The sequence below is a fragment of the Bradyrhizobium sp. P5_C12 genome, from assembly GCF_054049735.1.
This window is the reverse complement of sequence record NZ_JBFULU010000019.1, coordinates 1-21930: the sequence shown is the minus strand read 5'-3', so window position 1 is coordinate 21930 and position 21930 is coordinate 1. Positions and strand designations below refer to the sequence as shown.

The 21930-nt window shown below is 65.2% G+C and carries 20 protein-coding genes and 1 pseudogene; 10 read left to right on the top strand and 11 right to left on the bottom strand.

Going from position 1 to position 21930, the window contains the following annotated elements:
• The first annotated feature begins 2 nt into the window (after nt 1–2).
• The 3 genes from ACXJMY_RS18510 to ACXJMY_RS18500 are packed head-to-tail and all read left to right on the top strand — an operon-like array spanning nt 3 to nt 2768.
• Complete coding sequence (locus ACXJMY_RS18510; protein ID WP_456620776.1) at nt 3–764, top strand: SDR family oxidoreductase; 762 nt, start codon at nt 3–5, stop codon at nt 762–764.
• 38 nt (nt 765–802) lie between these two features.
• Entirely contained in the window at nt 803–2203 is a 1401-nt protein-coding gene (gene lpdA / locus ACXJMY_RS18505) for a dihydrolipoyl dehydrogenase (RefSeq protein ID WP_456620775.1), read from the top strand.
• A gap of 34 nt (nt 2204–2237) precedes the next feature.
• Nucleotides 2238–2768: a hypothetical protein gene (locus tag ACXJMY_RS18500; RefSeq protein WP_456620774.1), complete on the top strand. Its 531-nt coding sequence runs from the start codon at nt 2238–2240 to the stop codon at nt 2766–2768.
• A 209-nt stretch (nt 2769–2977) separates the two neighbouring features.
• Here the strand turns inward: ACXJMY_RS18500 and ACXJMY_RS18495 are convergent, their stop codons facing one another.
• Nucleotides 2978–3568, bottom strand: coding sequence for a DUF4337 domain-containing protein (locus ACXJMY_RS18495; RefSeq protein WP_456620773.1), 591 nt, complete (start codon nt 3566–3568; stop codon nt 2978–2980).
• 83 nt (nt 3569–3651) lie between these two features.
• Nucleotides 3652–4617: a tyrosine recombinase XerC gene (locus ACXJMY_RS18490; protein WP_456620772.1), complete on the bottom strand. Its 966-nt coding sequence runs from the start codon at nt 4615–4617 to the stop codon at nt 3652–3654.
• A 121-nt stretch (nt 4618–4738) separates the two neighbouring features.
• Between ACXJMY_RS18490 and ACXJMY_RS18485 the strand changes: the two genes are divergently transcribed.
• Nucleotides 4739–6946: a primosomal protein N' gene (locus ACXJMY_RS18485; RefSeq protein ID WP_456620771.1), complete on the top strand. Its 2208-nt coding sequence runs from the start codon at nt 4739–4741 to the stop codon at nt 6944–6946.
• Nucleotides 6947–7144: 198 nt separating this feature from the next.
• Here ACXJMY_RS18485 and ACXJMY_RS18480 read toward each other — a convergent pair whose 3' ends face one another.
• The gene (locus ACXJMY_RS18480) at nt 7145–7642 is read right to left on the bottom strand and encodes a septal ring lytic transglycosylase RlpA family protein (RefSeq protein ID WP_456620770.1); all 498 of its coding nucleotides are present in this window, start codon (nt 7640–7642) and stop codon (nt 7145–7147) included.
• A 636-nt stretch (nt 7643–8278) separates the two neighbouring features.
• On the opposite strand from ACXJMY_RS18480, the gene ACXJMY_RS18475 reads away from it, so the two are divergent.
• The 6 genes from ACXJMY_RS18475 (at nt 8279) to ACXJMY_RS18450 (ending at nt 15210) form a co-directional block, all read left to right on the top strand.
• Nucleotides 8279–8839 carry a F0F1 ATP synthase subunit delta gene (locus ACXJMY_RS18475; protein ID WP_456620769.1) on the top strand — a complete coding sequence of 187 codons (561 nt, stop codon included), beginning with the start codon at nt 8279–8281 and terminating at the stop codon, nt 8837–8839.
• Nucleotides 8839–10368 carry a F0F1 ATP synthase subunit alpha gene (atpA, locus tag ACXJMY_RS18470; RefSeq protein ID WP_456620768.1) on the top strand — a complete coding sequence of 510 codons (1530 nt, stop codon included), beginning with the start codon at nt 8839–8841 and terminating at the stop codon, nt 10366–10368. The genes ACXJMY_RS18475 and atpA overlap by 1 nt, the downstream gene beginning before the upstream one ends.
• Before the next feature lie 151 nt (nt 10369–10519).
• Complete coding sequence (locus ACXJMY_RS18465; RefSeq protein WP_456620767.1) at nt 10520–11395, top strand: F0F1 ATP synthase subunit gamma; 876 nt, start codon at nt 10520–10522, stop codon at nt 11393–11395.
• Between the two features lie 54 nt (nt 11396–11449).
• Nucleotides 11450–12892 carry a F0F1 ATP synthase subunit beta gene (atpD, locus tag ACXJMY_RS18460; protein ID WP_456620766.1) on the top strand — a complete coding sequence of 481 codons (1443 nt, stop codon included), beginning with the start codon at nt 11450–11452 and terminating at the stop codon, nt 12890–12892.
• A 109-nt stretch (nt 12893–13001) separates the two neighbouring features.
• On the top strand, nt 13002–13409 hold the full coding sequence (locus ACXJMY_RS18455) for a F0F1 ATP synthase subunit epsilon (protein WP_456620765.1): 408 nt from the start codon (nt 13002–13004) through the stop codon (nt 13407–13409).
• 151 nt (nt 13410–13560) lie between these two features.
• Nucleotides 13561–15210, top strand: coding sequence for an adenylate/guanylate cyclase domain-containing protein (locus ACXJMY_RS18450; protein WP_456620764.1), 1650 nt, complete (start codon nt 13561–13563; stop codon nt 15208–15210).
• Nucleotides 15211–15389: 179 nt separating this feature from the next.
• Here ACXJMY_RS18450 and ACXJMY_RS18445 read toward each other — a convergent pair whose 3' ends face one another.
• The 8 genes and pseudogenes from ACXJMY_RS18445 to ACXJMY_RS18410 all read right to left on the bottom strand — a co-directional run.
• A complete protein-coding gene (locus ACXJMY_RS18445) occupies nt 15390–15893 on the bottom strand; it encodes an RNA pyrophosphohydrolase (protein ID WP_456620763.1) in 504 nt (167 codons plus the stop codon).
• An 85-nt stretch (nt 15894–15978) separates the two neighbouring features.
• Nucleotides 15979–16485 (bottom strand): RNA pyrophosphohydrolase, encoded by a 507-nt coding sequence (locus ACXJMY_RS18440; protein WP_456620762.1) that lies wholly within the window; start codon nt 16483–16485, stop codon nt 15979–15981.
• A 72-nt stretch (nt 16486–16557) separates the two neighbouring features.
• Entirely contained in the window at nt 16558–17799 is a 1242-nt protein-coding gene (locus tag ACXJMY_RS18435; RefSeq protein ID WP_456620761.1) for a divergent polysaccharide deacetylase family protein, read from the bottom strand.
• A 193-nt stretch (nt 17800–17992) separates the two neighbouring features.
• Entirely contained in the window at nt 17993–19351 is a 1359-nt protein-coding gene (locus tag ACXJMY_RS18430; RefSeq protein ID WP_456620760.1) for a S41 family peptidase, read from the bottom strand.
• Nucleotides 19348–20685, bottom strand: coding sequence for a murein hydrolase activator EnvC family protein (locus tag ACXJMY_RS18425; RefSeq protein ID WP_456620759.1), 1338 nt, complete (start codon nt 20683–20685; stop codon nt 19348–19350). Before ACXJMY_RS18425 ends, ACXJMY_RS18430 begins: the two co-directional genes overlap by 4 nt.
• A 33-nt stretch (nt 20686–20718) precedes the next feature.
• Nucleotides 20719–21201, bottom strand: a complete 483-nt coding sequence (gene rlmH, locus ACXJMY_RS18420; RefSeq protein WP_456620758.1) for a 23S rRNA (pseudouridine(1915)-N(3))-methyltransferase RlmH — start codon at nt 21199–21201, stop codon at nt 20719–20721.
• A gap of 95 nt (nt 21202–21296) precedes the next feature.
• Complete coding sequence (gene rsfS, locus ACXJMY_RS18415; protein WP_027523570.1) at nt 21297–21653, bottom strand: ribosome silencing factor; 357 nt, start codon at nt 21651–21653, stop codon at nt 21297–21299.
• Between the two features lie 208 nt (nt 21654–21861).
• A pseudogene (locus ACXJMY_RS18410) lies at nt 21862–21930 on the bottom strand (nicotinic acid mononucleotide adenylyltransferase); the annotation flags it as partial.

Below are 21930 nucleotides of genomic sequence, written 5' to 3'. Positions count from 1 at the left end.
AGATGGAGGCGAGCGTGACGGATAAGGTCGTTGTCATCACCGGCGGCAGCCGCGGCATCGGGCGGGCGACCGCGATCGCGGCGGCCGCGCGCGGCTTCCGTGTCGTCGTCGGCTATGCCAGCAACAAGACGGCCGCCGACGAAGTGGTCTCGCTGATCGAGGCCAGCAACGGCAAGGCCATTGCGGTGAAATGCGATGTCGCCGAGGAAAGCGACATCCTCGAACTGTTCAAGCAAGCCGACAAGTTCGGCACGCTCGGGGCGCTCGTCAACAATGGCGGCATCGTCGGCCAGAGCGGCGTGCGCGTCGACGAGATGTCGGCCGAGCGCATCCAGCGCGTGATGGCGGTCAATGTCACCGGCTCGATTCTCTGCGCGCGCGAAGCCGTGAAGCGGATGTCGACCAAGCACGGCGGCCAGGGCGGCGTCATCGTCAATCTGTCATCGGTTGCTGCCAGACTTGGTGCGCCGAATACATATGTCGACTATGCCGCCTCCAAGGGCGCGGTCGATTCCTTCACCGTCGGGCTCGGCTATGAGGTCGCGAACGAAGGCATCCGCGTCGCCGCGATCCGGCCCGGCCTGATCGACACCGAAATCCACGCCGCCGGTGGCGAGCCCGACCGCGCCCATCGTCTGGCCCATCTGGTGCCGATGAAGCGCGTCGGCACCGCCGAGGAAATCGCCAACGCCATCGTCTGGCTGATGTCGGACGATGCCTCCTACGTCACCTCAGCCATTCTCGATGTGTCCGGCGGACGCTGACACATCCTCATCACGCTAAACCTACGGGACTTTCTCTCATGGCTACCTACGATCTCGTCGTCATCGGCACCGGACCGGGCGGTTATGTCTGCGCGGTGCGCGCAGCCCAGCTCGGCATGAAAGTCGCCGTGGTGGAAAAGGACGCCACGCTCGGCGGCACCTGCCTCAATGTCGGCTGCATGCCGTCGAAGGCGCTGCTGCACGCCTCCGAGATGTTCGAGGAAGCCGCGCATTCCTTCGCCAAGATGGGCGTTTCCGTTTCCGCGCCGAAGCTCGAGCTGCCGGCGATGATGAACTTCAAGCAGCAGGGCATCGACGGCAACGTCAAGGGCGTCGAGTTCCTGATGAAGAAGAACAAGATCGACGTGCTCAAGGGCACCGGCAAGATTCTCGGCACCGGCAAGGTGGAAGTCTCCGCCGACGGCAAGTCGCAAATGGTCGAGACCAAGAACATCGTCATCGCCACCGGCTCGGACATCGCGCGCCTCAAAGGCATCGAGATCGACGAGAAGCGCATCGTGTCCTCGACCGGCGCATTGTCACTGGACAAGGTCCCCGGCAAGCTGCTGATCGTCGGCGCCGGCGTGATCGGCCTCGAGCTCGGCTCGGTGTGGAAGCGTCTCGGCGCCGAAGTCGTCGTCGTCGAATTCCTGGACCGCATCATGCCTGGCATGGACGGCGAGATCGCCAAGCAGTTCCAGCGCATCCTGGAAAAGCAGGGCTTTGCGTTCAAGCTCGGGGCCAAGGTCACCGGCGTCGACACCTCCGGCAAGACGCTGAAGGCGACCATCGAGCCCGCCGCCGGCGGCGCCGCTGAATCCATCGAAGCCGACATCGTTTTGGTCTGCATCGGTCGCGTGCCCTACACCGACGGCCTCGGCCTGAAGGAAGCCGGCGTCGCGCTCGACAACCGGGGCCGCGTCCAGATCGACCCGCATTTTGCCACCAGCGTGAAGGGCGTCTATGCCATCGGCGACGTCGTCGCGGGCCCCATGCTCGCGCACAAGGCCGAGGACGAAGGCGTTGCGGTCGCGGAAATCATTGCGGGCCAGTCCGGGCACGTGAACTACGACGTTATCCCAGGCGTCGTGTATACCACGCCCGAAGTGTCTGCCGTCGGCAAGACTGAGGAGGAACTGAAGCAGGCTGGCGTGGCTTATACCGTCGGAAAGTTTCCGTTCACCGCCAATGGCCGTTCCAAGGTCAACCAGACCACCGACGGCTTTGTGAAGATTCTCGCAGATGCGAAGACCGATCGCGTGCTCGGTGTGCACATTATCGGCCGCGAAGCCGGCGAAATGATCCATGAAGCGTGTGTTCTTATGGAATTTGGCGGCAGTGCGGAAGATCTCGCGCGCACCTGCCACGCGCATCCGACCCGCTCCGAGGCCATCAAGGAGGCTGCGCTTGCAGTCGGCAAGCGGGCCATCCATATGTAGGCGACGCCCCGAGCCGTTTCGGGCGGGACAACACATGCTGCGCCGCCTTCTTCAACCGGTCTGGGTCCTGCTGGCGATCATCTTCCTGATCGAAGCCTGGCTGTGGGACCATCTCGAGCCGATCGTCGCGCGGGTTGTCGCATTGATTCCGCTCGCGCGGTTCAAGCAATGGCTGACTGAGCGCGTCGACGCGCTGTCGCCGGCGATGACGCTGATCGTGTTCGCGGTCCCCATCATTCCGCTGTTTCCGCTGAAGCTGGTTGGCCTGTGGCTGCTCACGCACGAATACTGGACCAGCGCGGTCTTCACGATCCTGTTCGCGAAGCTGCTCGGCGTCGGCGTCACCGCCTTCGTCTTCGACGTGACGCGCGACAAGCTGATGGAGATGGCCTGGTTCGAGCGGCTCTACGATCTCGTGATGAAGCTACGCGCCAAGGCGGCCGAGCTGGTCGATCCGATCAAGCGGCGCATCAGGGAGCTGATCACCGGCAACGGCGAAGGCTGGTCCTCGCGCACCCTCCGCCTGATCCAGCGCTTCCGCAAGAGCGTGCACGAAGCGCGGTAAGCGCTGTTGTGAGTTCAGGCTCGCACCAATTCCCAGGTGTCGTCCCGGCCTAGTGCGCAATTGCGCACGGGGGGCCGGGACCCATAACCCCAGGGAGAAGTTTGGCGAAGACTCGCCGTTCGGTACTCCCATCATCCGCAATCGATAGATCACGCGGTATGGGTCCCGGCCTTCGCCGGGACGACGGCGGAGTAAGCTGCCTTAATTCCTCAATGCAGATGCAGCACATGCGGCCACCACAGGCCGAACGCGGTCATGAGGATGCCGGCGAGGGTCAGGATGCCGCCGACATAGGCGAGCGCGAAGATGCCGGTGATGATGGTGGCCGAGGCCAGCACGATGCCGATCTGGAACGCGGCCGACGCCAGCTCGAAATGATGATACTTCGCGGTCGCCTCGTCGCGCTCGTGCTCGGCGTGCTTGGCCTTCTCGGCGAGCTGCTCGGTGCCTTCGCCCGTCTCCGGCTCGGAGCGGTAGCGCGCCGCGGTCTTGGTCCAGTCCTCGACCTGCTTCTGCAGCACCGGCTTCAGGGCCTCGTCGGTGGTGCCGGCCAGCGCGAGCTTGCCTTGCTCGGACGCGGTCAGCACCACGGTGCGACGGATGGTCTTGGCCTGGAAGAAGGCCCAGAGATTGGCGGCCTCGACGTTCTTGCTGATCGATTCGGTCTGGGCGCCCTTGCCGAGCGTTTCCGAGATCGCCAGGAACAGCGCCAGCACGGCGATCAGAAGGGCGATCTTCTTGTTCGAGCCGGACGCGTGTTCGGCGTGCTCGGCGTGCTCCATGCTTTCATGTGCGCTCATGATGTCCCTCCTGCCTCGGTTCCCCACGATTGACCGAACCGCGGGCGCCGCGCAAGAGGCAAGGGAGTTGTGACATCAGTGTGTCACCGCCGCGGATGCGCGCTCGCATAGACTTCCAGCAGCCGCTCGGAATCGATGCCGGTGTAGATCTGCGTGGTCGACAGCGAGGAATGGCCGAGCAGTTCCTGGATCGCGCGCAGATCGCCGCCGCGCGACAACAGGTGCGTCGCAAAGGAATGGCGGAGCGCGTGCGGCGTGGCGCTGTCGGGCAGGCCGAGCGCGCCACGCAGCCGCTCCATCGCGAGCTGGATGATGCGCGGGCTCAGCGGGCCGCCGCGCGCGCCGACGAAGATCGGGCCTTCCGCGGGCAGCGGATACGGGCACATCGAAACATATTCCTGCACGAGCGCGAGTACGTTTTGCAGCACCGGCACCATGCGGGTCTTGTTGCCTTTGCCGGTGACGACGAGCACGTCGCCTTCGCCGGGCCGCGGCACTTCGCGGCGCTTCAACCCGAGCGCTTCGGAGATGCGCAGGCCCGAGCCGTAGAGCAGCGCCATCACGGCGGCGTCGCGGGCCAGGATCCAGCTCTCGCGCTCCTCGCCGGCGCGCTCGTCGGCGTCCGCAAGGCGTTTGGCCGACGCCATCGGCAGCGGCTTGGGCAGGCTTTTTGCTACCTTCGGCGCGCGGATCGCCGACAAGGCGCCGACCTTGCCCTTGCCCTCGCGTTCGAGGAAACGGCCGAACGAGCGCAGGCCGGCGAGCGCCCGCATCAGCGAGCGGCCGGCAATGTCGTCGGCGCGGCGCATCGCCATGAAGGCGCGGATGTCGGTGGCCTCGAGCGCGGCAAACCGCGCCAGCGTCACGCGCTCGCCCCAATGGGTGCAGAGGAAATCGAGGCACTGCCGCAAGTCGCGGGCATAGGCCTCCAGCGTCTTCGGCGACAGCCGCCGTTCGGCGCCGAGATGCGACAGCCAGCGCGCCATCTCCTGCGCGATCGAGGGATCGGCGCTGGCGAGCTCGATGTGTGGGGCGGCCGCTTTGCTCATGAGCTCTGGACCTGGTGATTCCGCACAGTATATCGCATCACACTCGTTTATCGTTCGCTAAGGCCGCCTGCCGCGGCTAGCCTTGAAGCCCCGGGTTCCGATTCTCCGCCAAAGACCATTCATGGATCACTTGCCGCGCAGTGCCGCCTCCGCCAACGCGACCCGCATGGTCGACGTGCTGGTGCCGGTCGCGCTCGACCAGACCTATTCCTACAAGGTGCCGCGCGGCATGGAGCTGAAGGCGGGCGATCTCGTCGGCGTGCCGCTTGGGCCCCGCGAGGTGCTCGCCGTGGTCTGGGCCGAAAATGCCAATCCCGATCCACGCCTGCACAACCGGCTCAAGGAGGTCAGCGAGAAGCTCGATCTGCCGCCTTTGAAACCCGAGCTGCGTTCGGTCGTCGATTGGGTCGCCAATTACACGCTGAGCCCGCGCGGCATGGTGCTGCGCATGTGCCTGCGGATGGGCGAGAATCTCGGTCCCGAGCGGGTGCGCGCCGGCGTGCGCCTGGTCGGCGATCCGCCGCGGCGGCTGACGCCGGCGCGGCAGCGCGTCATCGAGCTGCTGTCCGACCGGCTGCTGCATGGCAAATCCGAGGCCGCCAAGGAAGCCGGCGTGTCCGCGGGCGTGATCGACGGTCTGGTCGACGAGGGCACGCTGACGGTCGAGCCGCTGCCGCCGCCTCCGCCGCCGCCGGCACCCGATCCCGGCTTTGGCCGGCCGGAGTTCACGCCGCTGCAGCTGTCCGCGGTCGATGCGATGCGTGCGCTCGCGGCCAACGGCACCTTTCACGTGGCGCTGCTCGACGGCGTCACCGGCTCGGGCAAGACCGAGGTCTATTTCGAGGCGGTCGCCGAGAACATCCGCCKCGGCCGGCAGTCGCTGATCCTGATGCCGGAGATCGCGCTGACCGGCCAGTTCCTCGACCGCTTCGCGCAACGCTTTGGCGCGCGGCCGCTGGAATGGCACTCGGAACTGACGCCGCGCACCCGCGCGCGCAATTGGGCCGCGATCTCCGACGGCAGCGCGCCCGTCGTGGTCGGCGCGCGCTCGGCGCTGTTCCTGCCCTACGCCAATCTCGGGCTGATCGTCGTCGATGAAGAGCACGACCAGGCCTACAAGCAGGAGGACGGCGTGCATTACCACGCCCGCGACATGGCGGTGGTGCGGGCGCATATCGCCAAGATTCCGATCGTGCTGGCGTCCGCGACGCCATCGGTCGAGTCCGAGGTCAATGCGCGCAAGAACCGCTATCAGCGCATCGCGCTGCCGTCGCGCTTCGGCGGCCAGCACATGCCGCATATCGAGGCGATCGATCTGCGCCGCGAGCAGCCGGCGCGCGGCCGCTTCATCTCGCCGCGCCTGGCCTCCGAGATCAAGACCGCGATCGAACGGCGCGAGCAGGCGCTATTGTTCCTCAATCGCCGCGGCTACGCGCCGCTGACGCTGTGCCGCGCCTGCGGCCATCGCTTCGCCTGCACCATCTGCGACGCCTGGCTGGTCGATCATCGCTTCCGGCAGCGGCTGGTCTGCCATCACTGCGGCTTCTCGATGCCGCGCCCGCAGACCTGCCCGCACTGCGCGGCGGAGGAATCGCTGGTCGCGGTCGGTCCCGGCGTCGAGCGCTTGCAGGAGGAGGCGGCCGCGCTGTTCCCGGACGCGCGGACCATGGTGCTGTCGAGCGATCTCATCACCTCGATCGAAACGATGCGCTCGGAGCTGAATGACATCGCCGAGGGCCGCGTCGACATCATCATCGGCACGCAGCTTGTTGCCAAAGGCCACAATTTTCCCCGGCTCAATCTCGTCGGCGTGGTTGATGCGGATCTGGGCCTGTCCAATGGCGATCCGCGCGCGTCGGAACGCACTTGGCAATTGCTCAACCAGGTGATCGGCCGTGCCGGGCGCGAGCAGGGCCGCGGCGTCGGCTATCTCCAGACGCACCAGCCCGACCATCCCGTGATGAAGGCGCTGATCGCCTGCGACCGCGAGGCCTTCTACGACAGCGAGATCGATTTGCGCGAACGGACGCTCTATCCGCCGTTCGGCCGGCTCGCGAGCCTGATCATCTCCGCCGGCGATCGTCCGAGCGCGGAAGGTTTGGGCCGCAGGCTGGTTGCGCTGGCGCCGCGCGACGAGCGCGTGCAGGTGCTGGGTCCGGCAGAGGCGCCGCTCGCCGTGATCAAGGGCCGCTATCGCTTCCGCATCCTGGTGAAATCGGCGCGCGGCTTCGACCTGTCGGATTATTTGCGCAACTGGCTCGCCGTCAGCCCGAAGCCGAAGGGCAATCAAAAGCTCGAGGTCGACGTCGACCCGCAGAGCTTTTTGTAGGCCTTTGCCGTCATTCCAGGGCGATGCGTAGCATCGAACCCGGAATCTCGAGATTCCGGGTTCACGCTTCGCGTGCCCCAGAATGACCGAGAATAGAAAAAGCCCGCCGTCCCCCAAGACGGCGGGCTTGTTCACCCGATGACCCCGCCGCTCACACGGCAGCAGCCGATGGCGAGGCCTGCGCGCGCGTCGAGGGCCTTAGGAGACGACCTCGGCGGTGACGCGGCCGACGCCGGCGCCGGTCAGGCCGATGGCGCGGGCAGCGCCGGTGGAGAGGTCGAGGACACGGCCGCGAATGAACGGGCCGCGGTCATTGATGGTGACGATGACGCTCTGGCCGCCATGGGTGACGCGCAGCTTGGTGCCGAACGGCAGCGAACGGTGCGCCGCGGTCATGGCGTTCTGGTTGAAGCGCTGGCCCGACGCGGTGCGGCTGCCGGACTCGTTGCCGTAGAAGGAGGCCATGCCGGAGAAACTGTGCCCCGTGCCCGACGACGGCGTCATGGCCGCGTTGGCGTTGCGCCAATCCGAGCCGGTCTCGGTCTGGGCGTGGTGGCGATGATGGTGATGGTAGCGGTGATGCCTGGATTTGGCGGAAGCTTCGGTGGCAGTTCCCCCGATCAGGAGAGTTGCGGCGACAAAAGCGATCGCCGTGCGCGGCTGGGTCACATAGCCCAGCGTCTTCAGTGACAGCATTTAGTGGTCCCTAAGCTAGTATTGCCACACATGTGGCCAGTGGAGCCCCCGTAGGTTTGTGAGCGGGTTGGCGTTTCGTTGCGCAATGAGGCGTGAATTGGGCAGTAGTTCCGCTATGTGTGCGGCTGAAACATCTTGTTACCTGCGCCGATATTCAGCCGATGTTCCGTAATCTTTGTCTTTAACGATTTGTTAACTGATGGATTACTTGCGAATACTGTAGATTAAAGTCATTGCTCGGATTGTTTAGAATTAGGTAAGTATTCAGCGAGTGGTGCGGACACGGACGGTCTCACACCTCTGCGAGCTGTGTTCATGGCCGCCATGCGCTGAGGGCAGGAACGAACGGCCGGGACGGCGCGCCTCAAGCCGTGTCAATTCCGCGGCATGGCAGGTGATCGCCGATGCCTCGCGCCGTGCGACGAACTGGCGAGCAATCGCCGTGGCTTTAGTTTGGCGTCATGTTGCACGTGCGCGCCTGCTATGTTAGCAAAGCCGCGATTTTAACGAGCCCGGCACGTCCCGTGTCGGTCGTAAATCGAAGTCCCGCTTGAATTCCAAGGGCTTGGATCGCTAGGCGCCGCTTCGTGGCGACGGTTTTTCCCTTGCGAATTTGACAGCTAAAAGAGCGCGTCTGTGGCTGCAGAAGATACGTCCGTTTCAGGTGTGTCGGGTCGTTATGCAACGGCCTTGTTTGAACTGGCCCGTGACCAGAACGTGGTCGACGAGGTCAAGGCCGATCTCGAGCGGTTCGAGGGCCTGCTGAACGAAAGCGCCGATCTGAAGCGCCTCGTCCGGAGTCCGGTGTTCGCGGCCGATGCCCAGTCCAGGGCGCTCGGTGCGGTGCTGGACAAGGCCGGCATTGCCGGCATCTCAGCCAATTTCCTCAAGGTTCTGACCGCCAACCGCCGGCTGTTCGCGGTGGCTGACGTCATCCGCGCCTACCGCGCCCTCGTCGCCAAGTTCAAGGGCGAGGCAACTGCCGACGTCACCGTCGCGGAGGCGCTCTCGGACAAGAATCTCGACGCCCTCAAGGTTGCCCTGAAGTCGGTGACCGGCAAGGACGTCGCGCTCAACGTGAAAGTCGACCCCTCGATCATCGGTGGCCTCGTGGTCAAGCTTGGCAGCCGCATGATCGATAGTTCGCTTCGCACCAAACTCAATTCGATCAAGCACGCGATGAAAGAGGCAGGCTGATGGACATCCGCGCCGCGGAAATTTCCGCGATCCTGAAGGACCAGATCAAGAATTTCGGCCAGGAAGCTGAAGTCTCCGAAGTCGGACAGGTGCTGTCCGTCGGCGACGGTATCGCCCGCGTCTACGGTCTGGACAACGTCCAGGCCGGCGAAATGGTCGAGTTCGAGAACGGCACCCGCGGCATGGCGCTGAACCTCGAAACCGACAACGTCGGTATCGTGATTTTCGGCGCCGACCGCGAGATCAAGGAAGGCCAGACCGTCAAGCGCACACGCGCCATCGTGGACGCGCCGGTCGGCAAGGGCCTGCTCGGCCGCGTCGTCGACGCGCTCGGCAACCCGATCGACGGCAAGGGCCCGATCCAGGCCGACAAGCGCATGCGCGTCGACGTCAAGGCGCCCGGCATCATTCCGCGCAAGTCGGTGAACGAGCCGATGGCGACCGGCCTCAAGGCGATCGACGCCCTGATCCCGATCGGCCGCGGCCAGCGCGAGCTGATCATCGGCGACCGCCAGACCGGCAAGACCGCGATCGCGCTCGACACCATCCTCAACCAGAAGCCGCTCAACGCGCAGCCGGACGAGAACATCAAGCTGTATTGCGTCTACGTCGCGATCGGCCAGAAGCGTTCGACCGTCGCCCAGTTCGTGAAGGTGCTGGAGGAGCAGGGCGCGCTGGAATATTCGATCATCGTCGCCGCCACCGCGTCCGATCCGGCCCCGATGCAGTACATCGCGCCCTTCACCGGCTGCACCATGGGCGAGTACTTCCGCGACAACGGCATGCACGCCGTCATCATCTATGACGATCTGTCCAAGCAGGCCGTCGCCTACCGCCAGATGTCGCTGCTGCTGCGCCGCCCGCCGGGCCGCGAAGCCTATCCGGGCGACGTGTTCTACCTGCACTCCCGTCTGCTCGAGCGCGCGGCGAAGCTGAACAAGGACCAGGGCTCCGGCTCGCTGACCGCGCTGCCGGTCATCGAAACCCAGGCCAACGACGTCTCGGCCTACATTCCGACCAACGTCATCTCGATCACCGACGGCCAGATCTTCCTGGAAACCGACCTGTTCTTCCAGGGCATCCGTCCCGCCGTGAACGTCGGTCTGTCGGTGTCGCGCGTCGGCTCCTCGGCGCAGACCAAGGCCACCAAGAAGGTCGCCGGCAAGATCAAGGGCGAGCTCGCGCAGTACCGCGAAATGGCGGCGTTCGCGCAGTTCGGCTCCGACCTCGACGCCTCGACCCAGCGCCTGCTCAACCGCGGCTCGCGCCTGACCGAGCTGCTGAAGCAGCCGCAGTTCGCGCCGCTGAAGATGGAGGAGCAGGTCTGCGTGATCTGGGCCGGCACCAACGGCTATCTCGATCCGCTTCCGGTCAGCAAGGTGCGCGCGTTCGAGGACGGCCTGTTGTCGCTGCTGCGCGGCAAGAACACCGAGATCCTCAATGCGATCCGCGACAGCCGCGATCTGTCCGACGACACCGCTGCCAAGCTGAAGTCGGTGGTCGAAGGCTTCGCGAAGACCTTCGCGTAAATAAAAGGCGTCATGGCCGGGCTTGACCCGGCCATCCACGTTTAACTGCGTGGAGAAGAAGACGTGGATGCCCGGGACAAGCCCGGGCATGACGACAGAGCTAGGCTAGCGGTTTGACCGCAAGGGATCGAACCGTCGGGGTGAACGAAGAATGGCGTCACTTAAAGACATGCGCGTCCGCATCGCCTCCACCAAGGCGACGCAGAAGATCACCAAGGCCATGCAGATGGTCGCGGCCTCCAGATTGCGCCGCGCCCAGCAGGCGGCTGAGGCGGCGCGGCCCTATGCCAACAAGATGAGCGCGGTGATCTCCAATATCGCCAGCGCGGCCGCGGGCTCGCCCGGTGCGCCGGCATTGCTCGCCGGCACCGGCCGGGACCAGGTTCACCTGCTGCTGGTCTGCACCGGAGAGCGCGGCCTGTCCGGCGCCTTCAACTCCTCGATCGTGCGCTTGGCGCGCGAGCGCGCGCAGGCGCTGATGGCGCAGGGCAAGGAAGTGAAATTCTTCTGCGTCGGCCGCAAGGGTTACGAGCAGCTCCGCCGCCTGTTCGACAAGCAGATCGTCGAGCATCTCGATCTGCGCAGCGTTCGTCAGCTCGGCTTCGTCAACGCCGAGGACATCGCCAAGAAGGTGCTGGCGCGCTTCGACGCCGGCGAATTCGACGTCTGCACGCTGTTCTACTCGCAGTTCAAGTCGGTGATCGCTCAGATCCCGACCGCGCAGCAGATCATTCCGCTGACCGTGGAAGAAAAGGCGGCGAACGCGCCGTCGACGTCCTACGAATACGAGCCGGAAGAGGACGAGCTTCTCTCCGGCCTGTTGCCCCGCAATATCGCGGTGCAGATCTTCCGCGCGCTGCTGGAAAACACCGCTTCGTTCTATGGCGCGCAGATGAGCTCGATGGACAACGCCACCCGCAACGCCGGCGAAATGATCCGCAAGCAAACCCAGATCTACAACCGAACCCGTCAAGCCCAGATCACCAAGGAGCTGATCGAGATCATCTCCGGCGCCGAGGCGATCTGACGCACCAACCAGACGACGGTCGTTCAAGTCCAGAATTTCGAAGGAGAGCTATTCATGGCTACAGCAGCTAACCAGATCGGTCGCGTCACCCAGGTCATGGGCGCCGTCGTCGACGTGCAGTTCGAAGGCCACCTGCCGGCCATTCTCAACTCGCTGGAAACCAAGAACGGCAACATCCGCCTCGTGCTGGAAGTCGCCCAGCATCTCGGTGAGTCCACCGTGCGCACGATCGCGATGGACGTGACCGAAGGTCTGGTGCGCGGCCAGGAAGTGACCGACACCGGCCAGCCGATCGCGGTTCCGGTCGGCGACGGCACGCTCGGTCGCATCATGAACGTCATCGGCGAGCCGATCGACGAAGCAGGTCCCATCAAGTTCGAAGGCAAGCGCGCCATCCATCAGGAAGCGCCGAGCTATACCGACCAGTCCACCGAAGCTGAAATTCTCGTCACCGGCATCAAGGTCGTCGATCTTCTTGCTCCGTACGCGAAGGGCGGCAAGATCGGCCTGTTCGGCGGCGCCGGCGTCGGCAAGACCGTGCTGATTCAGGAACTGATCAACAACGTCGCCAAGGCGCACGGCGGTTACTCCGTGTTCGCCGGCGTCGGCGAGCGTACCCGCGAGGGCAACGATCTCTATCACGAGTTCATCGAGTCCAAGGTCAATGCCGATCCGCACAATCCGGATCCGAGCGTGAAGTCGAAGTGCGCGCTGGTGTTCGGCCAGATGAACGAGCCGCCGGGCGCGCGCGCCCGCGTCGGCCTCACCGGCTTGACCGTCGCCGAGCACTTCCGCGACCAGGGCCAGGACGTGCTGTTCTTCGTCGACAACATCTTCCGCTTCACGCAAGCCGGCTCGGAAGTGTCGGCGCTGCTCGGCCGTATTCCTTCGGCGGTGGGTTATCAGCCGACGCTCGCCACCGACATGGGCGCGCTGCAGGAGCGCATCACCACCACCCAGAAGGGCTCGATCACCTCGGTGCAGGCCATCTATGTTCCGGCCGACGACTTGACCGACCCGGCGCCCGCGACCTCGTTCGCGCATTTGGACGCCACCACCGTGCTGTCGCGCGCGATCTCGGAAAAGGGCATCTACCCCGCGGTGGACCCGCTCGACTCGACCTCGCGCATGCTCTCCCCGCTCGTCGTTGGTCAGGAGCACTATGACACCGCGCGCCAGGTCCAGCAGGTTCTGCAGCGCTACAAGTCGCTCCAGGACATCATCGCCATTCTCGGCATGGACGAACTGTCGGAAGAGGACAAGCTGACGGTGGCCCGCGCCCGCAAGATCGAGCGCTTCCTGTCGCAGCCGTTCCACGTCGCCGAAATCTTCACCGGCTCGCCCGGCAAGTTCGTCGACCTCGCGGACACCATCAAGGGCTTCCGCGGCCTCTGCGAAGGCAAGTATGACCACCTGCCGGAAGCCGCCTTCTACATGGTCGGCACCATCGAAGAGGCGGTCGAGAAGGGCAAGAAGCTGGCTGCGGAAGCGGCCTAATTCTGGGTGTCATTGCCGGGCTTGACCCGGCAATCCATCAAGTAAGAATTTTGATGGATGGACCCGCGGGTCGAGCCCGCGGGTGACAGACAAAGCAAGCGGAAACATCATGGCCACCTTCCACTTCGATCTCGTCTCGCCGGAAAAGCTCGCATTCTCGGGCGAGGTCGACCAGGTCGACGTTCCCGGCGTCGAGGGTGACTTCGGCGTGCTGGCGGGACATGCGCCGGTCGTGGCCGCGATCCGGCCGGGCATTCTCACCATCACCACCGGCGGCAAGCACGAGAAGATCATCGTGCTCGGCGGCCTCGCCGAAGTCTCCGAAAACGGCCTGACGGTGCTCGCCGACGTCGCGACCTCACTCGACGAGCTCGACCGTGCGCGGTTCGCCGAGACCATCGCCGAGATGGAAGAGAAGCTCAAGGAGCACGAGGACGGCGAGCTCGATCAAGCGATCGAACGGCTCGACCACTTCAAGAGCATCCAGCAGCAGCTCAACTCCACGGCTATGCACTAAGCCCCGGGGCACCGCTCCGGGGCTCGGATACAAGATTTCTGAATAGTTTCAGCGCTCGTCACGGCCGTGGCGGGCGCTGAAACTTTGTTGCACCGCGCCGCCGATAGCGGCATTCTCTGCCGCGCGAATTTTGTTCCGGGACGGGTCACAGATGAAACGCAAGATCGCAGCGATTTTCGCAGCCGATATTGCCGGGTATTCGAGGCTGGTCGCGGAGGACGAGGAAGAGACGCTGCGGCGTCTGGCATCCTACCGCGAGGTCGTCGACGATTTCATCGCCAAGGCGGGCGGACGAATCTTCAACACCGCCGGCGATGCCGTGCTCGCGGAATTTCCCAGCGCCGTCGACGCGGTGCGCTGCGCGATCGACATCCAGGAAAGCTTGCGAACCCGGAACATGGCCTATCCGCCGAGCCGGCAGATGTCGTTTCGCATCGGCATCACCATCGGCGACGTGGTCGAGCGCGACGGCGATCTGCTCGGCGACGGCGTCAACATCGCGGCGCGGCTCGAGGGCCTCGCCGAGGTCGGCGGCATCTGCGTCTCCCGCGCCGTGCATGAGCAGGTCGCCAACAAGCTGTCGGTGCAGTTCGCCGACATCGGCGCGCAGGAGGTCAAGAACATCCCGACGCCGGTGCATGCCTACATGGTGGCGATGCGGCGCGAGGACGGCAGCTACAACATGCCGCAGGTGAAGAAAGGCGCGGGCAAGGGCGCGCCTGCGCCGAACTGGATGTGGCCGCTGGTGGTCGGCGTCGTCTCCATCGTCGCGATCGGCGTTGGCGGCTTCCTCTATTTCACCAAGCTCGAGACCACGAGGGCACCGGCGAGCTTCGCTGCGACCGCGCCAAGTCCGGCGCCGAGCGCGGCGGCCCCCAGCCCGACGCCCACCATGGCCGCAAAGGCGCCGATGCCGGCGCAAGGCGCCATGGCTGCGGCGAACCCGGCGCCGATGCCGTCGCCGCCCGCCGTCTCAGGCGGCAAATTCCAGGCCGACATGGTGCCGTTCATCGGCGAGCGCGTGCGCGGCTTTCTCGTCAACGATTATTCCGCCGCCGGCGACTACAAGGCCTTTGCGCTCAACATCGGCGGCTTCACCGGCTCCGCGCTCAATCAGCCGAGCGAGGAAGCTGCGCGCAGTGCCGCGCTCGAGCAGTGCCAGAAGCGCGCGGATGCGTCGCAATCGCCGCGGCGCTGCGAGCTCTATGCGGTCGGCAACACCGTCGTCTATGCCCACGGCAAGCCGCCGATGCCGCCGCAACCCTGGATCCGGCATGACACCATGACCGAGCGCCCCTTCGCGTCGAAGGACTTTCCGATCGTGCGCGATCCCGCGAAACTCCGGCTCGAGAACATGTATGCGCCGGCTGCGAAATCGCGGTCGGTCGCGCTCGCCCCGGGCGGCCAGTATTTCATGGTGATGGGCGCGTCGTCCCCAGACGATTCGGCGCGCCGCTCGCTGGAATCCTGCGGGGCGATCGCCGGCGTCGCCTGCATGATCGTGGCGGCCGATGATAATTTCGTCGTGCCGATCCCGACCTTGCTCAAGATCACCGGCTTCTTCCATGCCGCAAGCAACGCGTCCATCGTCGCCGATGCGCGCGACGAGGTGGTGCGCAAGCTTGCCGACGGCATGGGCTGGAATGCGGTCGCCGTCGGCACCGCGGGCCGTCCCGGTCTCGGCCTGAAAGCCGCCGACGAGCAGAGCGCCGTCAACTCAGCGCTCGCCGATTGCGCCAGGCGCGACAGCGATTGCCACGTCATCGCGATCGGCCCGTTCACGGTGGGCCCGACGAATTAGCGCGGGATGAGACCCGACTAGCGCCCCGACATTGGTGCGTTCCCTCCCCCCTTGTGGGGGAGGCTAGGGTGCTTGCGCTCCGCCGCCGACTTCTCTCGACGCTTCAGCACCTTCGCCACAACCACCGCGCATCGCGCCAGCGGTGTCCGGCTACTGTGCATGGGGTTGTTTGCGATATTTTATGTTGCGAAGGGCGCGAACTGCTTCGCGACGGCCTGATAGACCTCGCGGCGGAACGGCACCACCAGATCGGGGACGCGGTCGAGGCGCTCCCAGCGCCACGCATCGAACTCGGCAGGCTGGTCGTTGCGCGGTGTCAGCGGGTCGATCTCGTCGTCGCGGCCGGTGAAGCGCAACGCGAACCATTTTTGACGCTGGCCGCGGAATTTCGCCAGCCGATGCGTCTGCGGTCCGTCATAGGGCGGGAACTCGTAAGTCAGCCAGTCGGTCTCGCCGAGATAGGCGGCGCTCGTGACGCTGGTCTCTTCCCAGAGCTCGCGCATCGCGGCATCGCGCAGATCCTCGCCCTCATCGACGCCGCCTTGCGGCATCTGCCAGTCGAGGCCGGGCAGGATGATCTCGGGTCCATCGCCCTTGAAGCGGTGGCCGATCAGCACACGGCCGTCGGCGTTGAACAGCGCGATCCCGACATTGGGACGGTAGGGCTTGTTGATGTTCGACATGCGGCCACTTGTTTGATCGTCATTCTCAGGTGCGCAAGCGCGCACCGTAGTTCGTGCTTCGCACGCCCCGGAATGACGGCGCAAACTATTCCTCTGCGAGCGCGGAAAATTCCTTCACGACGCGCTCATAGACCGGGCGCTTGAAGGGAATGATCAGCCCGGTCAGGTTCTTCATCGGCTCCCAGCGCCAGCTCACGAATTCGGCCTTGTGGCCGCCGCCGCCCGGCTTCTCGACATTGATCTCGCTGTCCTTGCCGGTGAAGCGCACCGCGAACCATTTCTGGCGCTGGCCGCGGTAGCGGCCCTTCCAGGCGCGGCCGGCAACGGTGCGCGGAATGTCATAGATCAGCCAGTCCGGAACTTCGCCGAGCCGCTCGACCGAACGCACGCTGGTCTCCTCATAGAGCTCGCGCTTGGCGGCTTCCCAGGTGTCCTCGCCGGGGTCGACGCCGCCTTGCGGCATCTGCCAGACATGGGTGTCGTCGACATGCTCGATGCCGCCGGCGCGGCGGCCGATGAACACCAGTCCCTTCGTATTGATCAGCATCACGCCGACGCAGGTTCGGTAGGGCAGATCCTCGTAACGCGCCATTCCGCCAAACCTTTCGTGCTGATGGCGGGCACGTCGGCCCCCCGGGGACCCGTGCCGTACCAATCCGTTGATTTAGCTGGATTTTGATTTCAGCATCGCGGTTGTCAATGGCACCAAGAGGATGCCCCGCTCGCTCAATGTCTTGGTCCAGGCGCCGATCCGCTCGATTGAGACCGGCAGGGCAGAGGCGGTTCCGACCGCCGCGCCGCGCTCGCGCGCCGCCGCTTCGAGCTTGTTCAGGGCGCGGTCGATCTCGGCCGGGGTCGGCACCACGTCGATGGCGATGTCACCCTTGCCGAACGGCATCGCCTGGCTTGCGGCGGCCTGGGGCGCGATGCTGCGGGGTGAGGAGCCGTCGTCGAAGAAGCCGAGCCCGCGCTTGGCCGCCTCGCGGATGATCGGCTGCATCGCCGCATCGGTCGCCACGAAACGGGCGCCCATGAAATTGGTGATGCCGGCATAGCCCTGCATCCGGCTCAGATGCCAGTACAGGCGGTCCATGTTCTGGTCGCTGCTCAGCGACGTCAGCAGCGTCTGCGGCCCTGGATCGTTGTCGGGGAAATCGTACGGCTCCATCGGGATCTGGAGGAAGATCTCGTGACGCTGGGCGCGGGCCCGCTCGGCGAGTTTTCCTGGATCTGAACCATAAGGCGTGAAGGCCAGCGTCACTGCCGGCGGCAGCTTCATGATCGCGTCGGTGGTCTTGGCGGCACCGACGCCGAGGCCGCCGATCACGATCGCGACCACCGGCATCTTGGCGGCCTTGGCGCGGTCGGCATCCGCGGCATAGACGTTGAACGGCTTCAGCCCGTCGGCGACCACGGGAATCATGCCGTAGCGCGATTTCTCCAGCAGCTTCGAGTCGACCCCGGCCATGACGGGCGGCACGGCTGCGGCCGCCTCGCCCTTGCCGGCGGCGTCGCCGCCGCCGATCACCACGTCGTGGCGCGCGCCGCTGGAGCCGTCGATGATGGTGACGGTCTTCTGCTCGCCGGAGGCGGCCTGTTTCGGCGCCTCCCTGGTCTCCTGCTTGCTGTCCTGGCCGTGTTCTTGGCCGCGTTCTTGGCTATGGCCGGCCGCCGCCGGTGCCGGCTTCTCGTCCGTGGCCTTCGGCTCGCGAATCGCGAGCCGGGTCATTGGCTCGCCGCCGAGCGGGTCCTTGTTGAGGATGGCGAAGCCGGCAAAGGTCACCAGGAACAGGCCGAGCAGCACGGCCAGGAGTTGCATGGCCGTGAACGGCAGCCGCAGCCGCCGTTTGCGGCGCGGCTTATCCTGTCCGAGCGGGGCGCTCAGATCATCGGCCGTTTCAGTCATGCGCGATCCCGAATCACTCGGGCCGACGATACCACGCCGAGGTCAAGCGGCGGCAGGCCGGGATAGGCCGGGGGCGGTCCGGAGCCTCCAAGCAAAAAGGGCGGCTTCGGGAAGCCGCCCTTTCGATGGATCGCGTGGTGCCAAGACGACTTGGCTCAAGACGACTTGGCTCAAGACGACTTGGCTTGAGGCCTTAGTTTGCCGCTTTGGGCTTGTCGGTCGTGCCCTTGTTGTCGCCGCCCGGCGTCGGCGCCGCGGAGGCGCTGTTCTTGATGCCGTGAAGCAGGTCGTCGGCCATCTTGAGCGCCTTGTCGTCCTTGGCGTCCGGCGGGACGTAGGACTGCGAGCCGGTCTTCTCGTCGCCGTCGTTCTTGAGATGGCCGCGCAGCGAAGCCTCGCCCTTGGTGTCGGTGCGCGACTTCAGCTCGTCCGGCACGTCCTGAAGCACTTCGATGTCGGGCACGATGCCCTTGGCCTGGATCGACTTGCCCGACGGCGTGTAGTAGCGCGCCGTGGTCAGCCGCAGCGCGCCATTGCCCGAGCCGAGCGGAATGATGGTCTGCACCGAACCCTTGCCGAACGAACGCGTGCCGACAATGGTCGCGCGCTTGTGGTCCTGCAGTGCGCCGGCGACGATTTCCGACGCCGAGGCCGAGCCGCCGTTGACCAGCACGATCACCGGCTTGCCCTTGGTCAGGTCACCCGCATGCGCGGTGCGGCGCTGCGTCTCCTCGGCATTGCGGCCGCGGGTCGAGACGATCTCGCCCTTCTCCAGGAAGGAATCGGAGACGGTGACGGCCTCCTCGAGCAGGCCGCCCGGATTGTTGCGGAGGTCGATGATGTAGCCCTTGAGCTTGTCGCCGATCTGATTCGAGAGGTTGGCAACCTCGCGCTTCAGGCCTTCGGTGGTCTGCTCGTTGAAGGTGGTGATGCGGATATAGGCGATGTCGTCGGCTTCGATGCGCGCGCGCACCGAGCGGACGCGGATGTTGTCGCGCACCAGCGTGACGTCGATCGGATTGTCCTGGCCCTTGCGGATGATCTTGAGCTTGATCTTGGTGTTGACCGGCCCGCGCATCTTCTCGACCGCCTGGTTCAGGGTCAGGCCCTGCACCGCCTCTTCGTCGAGATTGGTGATGATGTCGTTGGCCATGATGCCGGCGCGCGAGGCCGGCGTATCGTCGATCGGCGAGACCACCTTGATCAGGCCGTCTTCCATCGTGACCTCGATGCCGAGGCCGCCGAACTCACCGCGAGTCTGGACCTGCATGTCGCGGAAGCTCTTGGCGTCCATGTAGCTCGAATGCGGGTCGAGACCGGTGAGCATGCCGCTGATGGCGGATTCGATCAGCTTGGTGTCGTCGGGCTTCTCGACATAGTCGGAGCGAACGCGTTCGAAGACGTCGCCGAACAGATTGAGCTGGCGATAGGTGTCCGCGGTCGCGGCCCGTGCGCTCGAGCCCATGAACACCGCGCGCGGCTGGGTCACGAACAGCGTCAGCGCCGCACCGGTGGCCGCGCTGAGGAGGATAACTGAAGTCTTGCGCATCATCCGCGAACCTTCTCGCCTTCATTTGCGGCCCACCATGGGCCTGGATCGATAGGAGTGCCGTCTTTGCGGAACTCGACATACAACACAGGTTGACTCGCGTTCGTGGCGAGAATGGAGGCGACTTGAGAGGTCGACCCCATGGTCGCGACAGGCTCCCCCGTGAGCACAAACTGTCCGATGTTTACCGAAATGCGCTCCATCCCGGCGATCAAGACATGATACCCGCCCCCGGCATTAAGGATCAAGAGTTGTCCATAGCTGCGGAACGGGCCGGAATAGACCACCCAGCCGTCACACGGCGTTGTGACCTGGGAGCCGGGCCGGGTTGCCAGGGAAATGCCCTTCTGGACCCCGCCGACCCCGTCGGAACCGCCAAAGTCCCTGATCTTGTTACCGTTAACCGGAAGCGGCAGCAGCCCCTTGGCCGACGCGAACAGGATCGCCGGGCTGGTCCGGGACCGGTCCTTGAAAGCGGCAGGACCGGGCTTTGCGTTGGCGTTGGCGCTGGCAGCCGCCTTTGCCTCGGCCTGCTTTGCGGCCTCGGCCGCCTTCTCAGCCGCCTTGGCGGCGCTTTGCAGATCCTGCTCCATCTTGGCGATCAGCCCCTGGAGATCGCCGACCTGCCTGGAGAGCACGATGGCGCGCGAATTCTCGGCGTCGAGATCCTTTTCGCGCGACGCCTGCTGGCGTTGCCGCTCGTCGACCAGGGCGGTGAGCCGGGTCTGGTCGTTGCGGACCTTGTCGCGGTCCGAGGCGAGAAGGTCGCGCTCGGCGGCGATGTTCTTGCGTAAGGCCACGAGCTCGCCGAGCTCGCTTGCGATCTTCTCGGCCCGGCCGCGCAAGTCCGGCACCACGGCGCCGAGCAGCATGGCGGTGCGCAGCGATTGCAGCGCATCCTCGGGGCGCACCAGCAGCGCAGGCGGCGTGCGCCGGCCGGCGCGCTGCAAGGCCGCCAGCACCTCGACGATGTCGGCGCGGCGCGAATCGAGCGAGGCGCGCATCGCCTGCTCGCGGCCGTTCAGCGTCTTCAGCCGCGCTTCGGCTTCCTCGATCTTGGTCTCGACGGCGCGCACATTGGCCGCGGTATCGATCAGCTGCTGATTGAGCTGGCTACGGTCCTGTCCGAGCGAGGTGATCTCGGCCTTGAGCTTGGCCTGGGCTTCCTCCGCGCTCTTCTGCTTCGCGCGCGCGGCCTCCAGCTCCTGCTCGCGCTGCTTGATCGCATCGGGCGAGATCGCCGCGGTCTGCGGTGGCGGCGCCGCCGTCTGAGCTTGCGCGAGGCTTGCGCCGGCGAGCATTGCGATCAGCAGCAGGTTGGGAATCGGCGCTCGCATCGCTTTACGCAAAGGTGCTCGTTGTGGCGCGCATCACGCGCGGTGATAGGGGTGGCCGGCCAGAATGGTGGCGGCCCGATAAAGCTGTTCCAGAAGCATGACGCGGACCATTTGATGCGGCCAGGTCGCAGAGCCGAACGCGATCGCGAGCTTGGCCTTACGGCGCAATTCGGGCGAAAGTCCGTCCGCCCCTCCGATCACGAAGATAGTATGACCGGCGCCCTCGTCGCGCCAGCGCCCGAGGTGCCGTGCGAATACGGTGGAATCGAGATTCTGGCCGCGCTCGTCCAGCGCCACCAGGATCGATTTCTCCGGAATATGCGCACTGATCGCCGCGGCCTCTTCGGCCATCCGCGTCGGTGCGTCGCGCGCGCGGCTTTCGGGAATTTCGTGGACGGTGAGCTCGCGGAATCCGAGCTTGCGGCCGGCCTCGTCGAACCGCTCGAAATAGCGGTCGGCAAGCTCCCGTTCGGGGCCCTGCTTCAGCCGGCCCACCGCAATGACAGCAACACGCATGTGTTCAGAGTCGTGTTTTCAAGACCGCGCGCATCTCGCGCGCGCACGACGCTAGCATGCGCGTCAGCCGATTCGAAATCGGCTCTTTCAGGCCTCTAGATCGCCTTCGCCGCCCCTGGGCCCTGCGTGTACAATCTCTCGAGATTGTAGAACTCACGGACCTCGGGTCTGAACACGTGCACGATCACATCGCCGGAATCGATCAGCACCCAGTCGCAATTGGGCAAGCCCTCGACATGGATGTTCTTGATGCCGGTTTCCTTGAGGCTCTTCGTGACGTTTTCCGCGATCGCGCCAACGTGCCGGTTGGCCCGGCCCGTGGTGACGATCATGTAGTCGGAGTACGCCGATTTGCCGCGAAGGTCGATGGTGACCGTCTCTTCCGCCTTCATATCCTCGAGGCGGGAGAGGATCAGGCTCAGCGTCTTGTCGGCGTCGGGTTGCGCCTTCAAGGCCGCAGCTTTGGTCGATGTTTTACGCGCCGGTTTCGCTACCTTGGGTAAAACAGACTTGGACAATACAGACGTGGTCAGGGACCATTCCTTTCACTGTATCGCGAACACCGAATCCAGTGCTCACCGGTTACACTACATCATGTGGGGTTAAGGGTTTCAATATGCCAGAGAGCCCGAAGTCCACACCACCTCCGCACAGTCTGACTCACTTCGTACCTTTCCAGCTCCCGTCCGGGTTCCGCAGGCGGGTTGAGGAGAGGTTCAGCTTCAACCC

Bases quoted from the DNA above. Each gene is read 5' to 3' on its own strand.
- ACXJMY_RS18510 (WP_456620776.1), top strand. From the start codon at position 3: ATGGAGGCGAGCGTGACGGATAAGGTCGTTGTCATCACCGGCGGCAGC.
- lpdA (WP_456620775.1), top strand. From the start codon at position 803: ATGGCTACCTACGATCTCGTCGTCATCGGCACCGGACCGGGCGGTTAT.
- ACXJMY_RS18500 (WP_456620774.1), top strand. From the start codon at position 2,238: ATGCTGCGCCGCCTTCTTCAACCGGTCTGGGTCCTGCTGGCGATCATC.
- ACXJMY_RS18495 (WP_456620773.1), bottom strand. From the start codon at position 3,568: ATGAGCGCACATGAAAGCATGGAGCACGCCGAGCACGCCGAACACGCG.
- ACXJMY_RS18490 (WP_456620772.1), bottom strand. From the start codon at position 4,617: ATGAGCAAAGCGGCCGCCCCACACATCGAGCTCGCCAGCGCCGATCCC.
- ACXJMY_RS18480 (WP_456620770.1), bottom strand. From the start codon at position 7,642: ATGCTGTCACTGAAGACGCTGGGCTATGTGACCCAGCCGCGCACGGCG.
- atpA (WP_456620768.1), top strand. From the start codon at position 8,839: ATGGACATCCGCGCCGCGGAAATTTCCGCGATCCTGAAGGACCAGATC.
- ACXJMY_RS18465 (WP_456620767.1), top strand. From the start codon at position 10,520: ATGGCGTCACTTAAAGACATGCGCGTCCGCATCGCCTCCACCAAGGCG.
- atpD (WP_456620766.1), top strand. From the start codon at position 11,450: ATGGCTACAGCAGCTAACCAGATCGGTCGCGTCACCCAGGTCATGGGC.
- ACXJMY_RS18455 (WP_456620765.1), top strand. From the start codon at position 13,002: ATGGCCACCTTCCACTTCGATCTCGTCTCGCCGGAAAAGCTCGCATTC.
- ACXJMY_RS18450 (WP_456620764.1), top strand. From the start codon at position 13,561: ATGAAACGCAAGATCGCAGCGATTTTCGCAGCCGATATTGCCGGGTAT.
- ACXJMY_RS18445 (WP_456620763.1), bottom strand. From the start codon at position 15,893: ATGTCGAACATCAACAAGCCCTACCGTCCCAATGTCGGGATCGCGCTG.
- ACXJMY_RS18440 (WP_456620762.1), bottom strand. From the start codon at position 16,485: ATGGCGCGTTACGAGGATCTGCCCTACCGAACCTGCGTCGGCGTGATG.
- ACXJMY_RS18435 (WP_456620761.1), bottom strand. From the start codon at position 17,799: ATGACTGAAACGGCCGATGATCTGAGCGCCCCGCTCGGACAGGATAAG.
- ACXJMY_RS18430 (WP_456620760.1), bottom strand. From the start codon at position 19,351: ATGATGCGCAAGACTTCAGTTATCCTCCTCAGCGCGGCCACCGGTGCG.
- ACXJMY_RS18425 (WP_456620759.1), bottom strand. From the start codon at position 20,685: ATGCGAGCGCCGATTCCCAACCTGCTGCTGATCGCAATGCTCGCCGGC.
- rlmH (WP_456620758.1), bottom strand. From the start codon at position 21,201: ATGCGTGTTGCTGTCATTGCGGTGGGCCGGCTGAAGCAGGGCCCCGAA.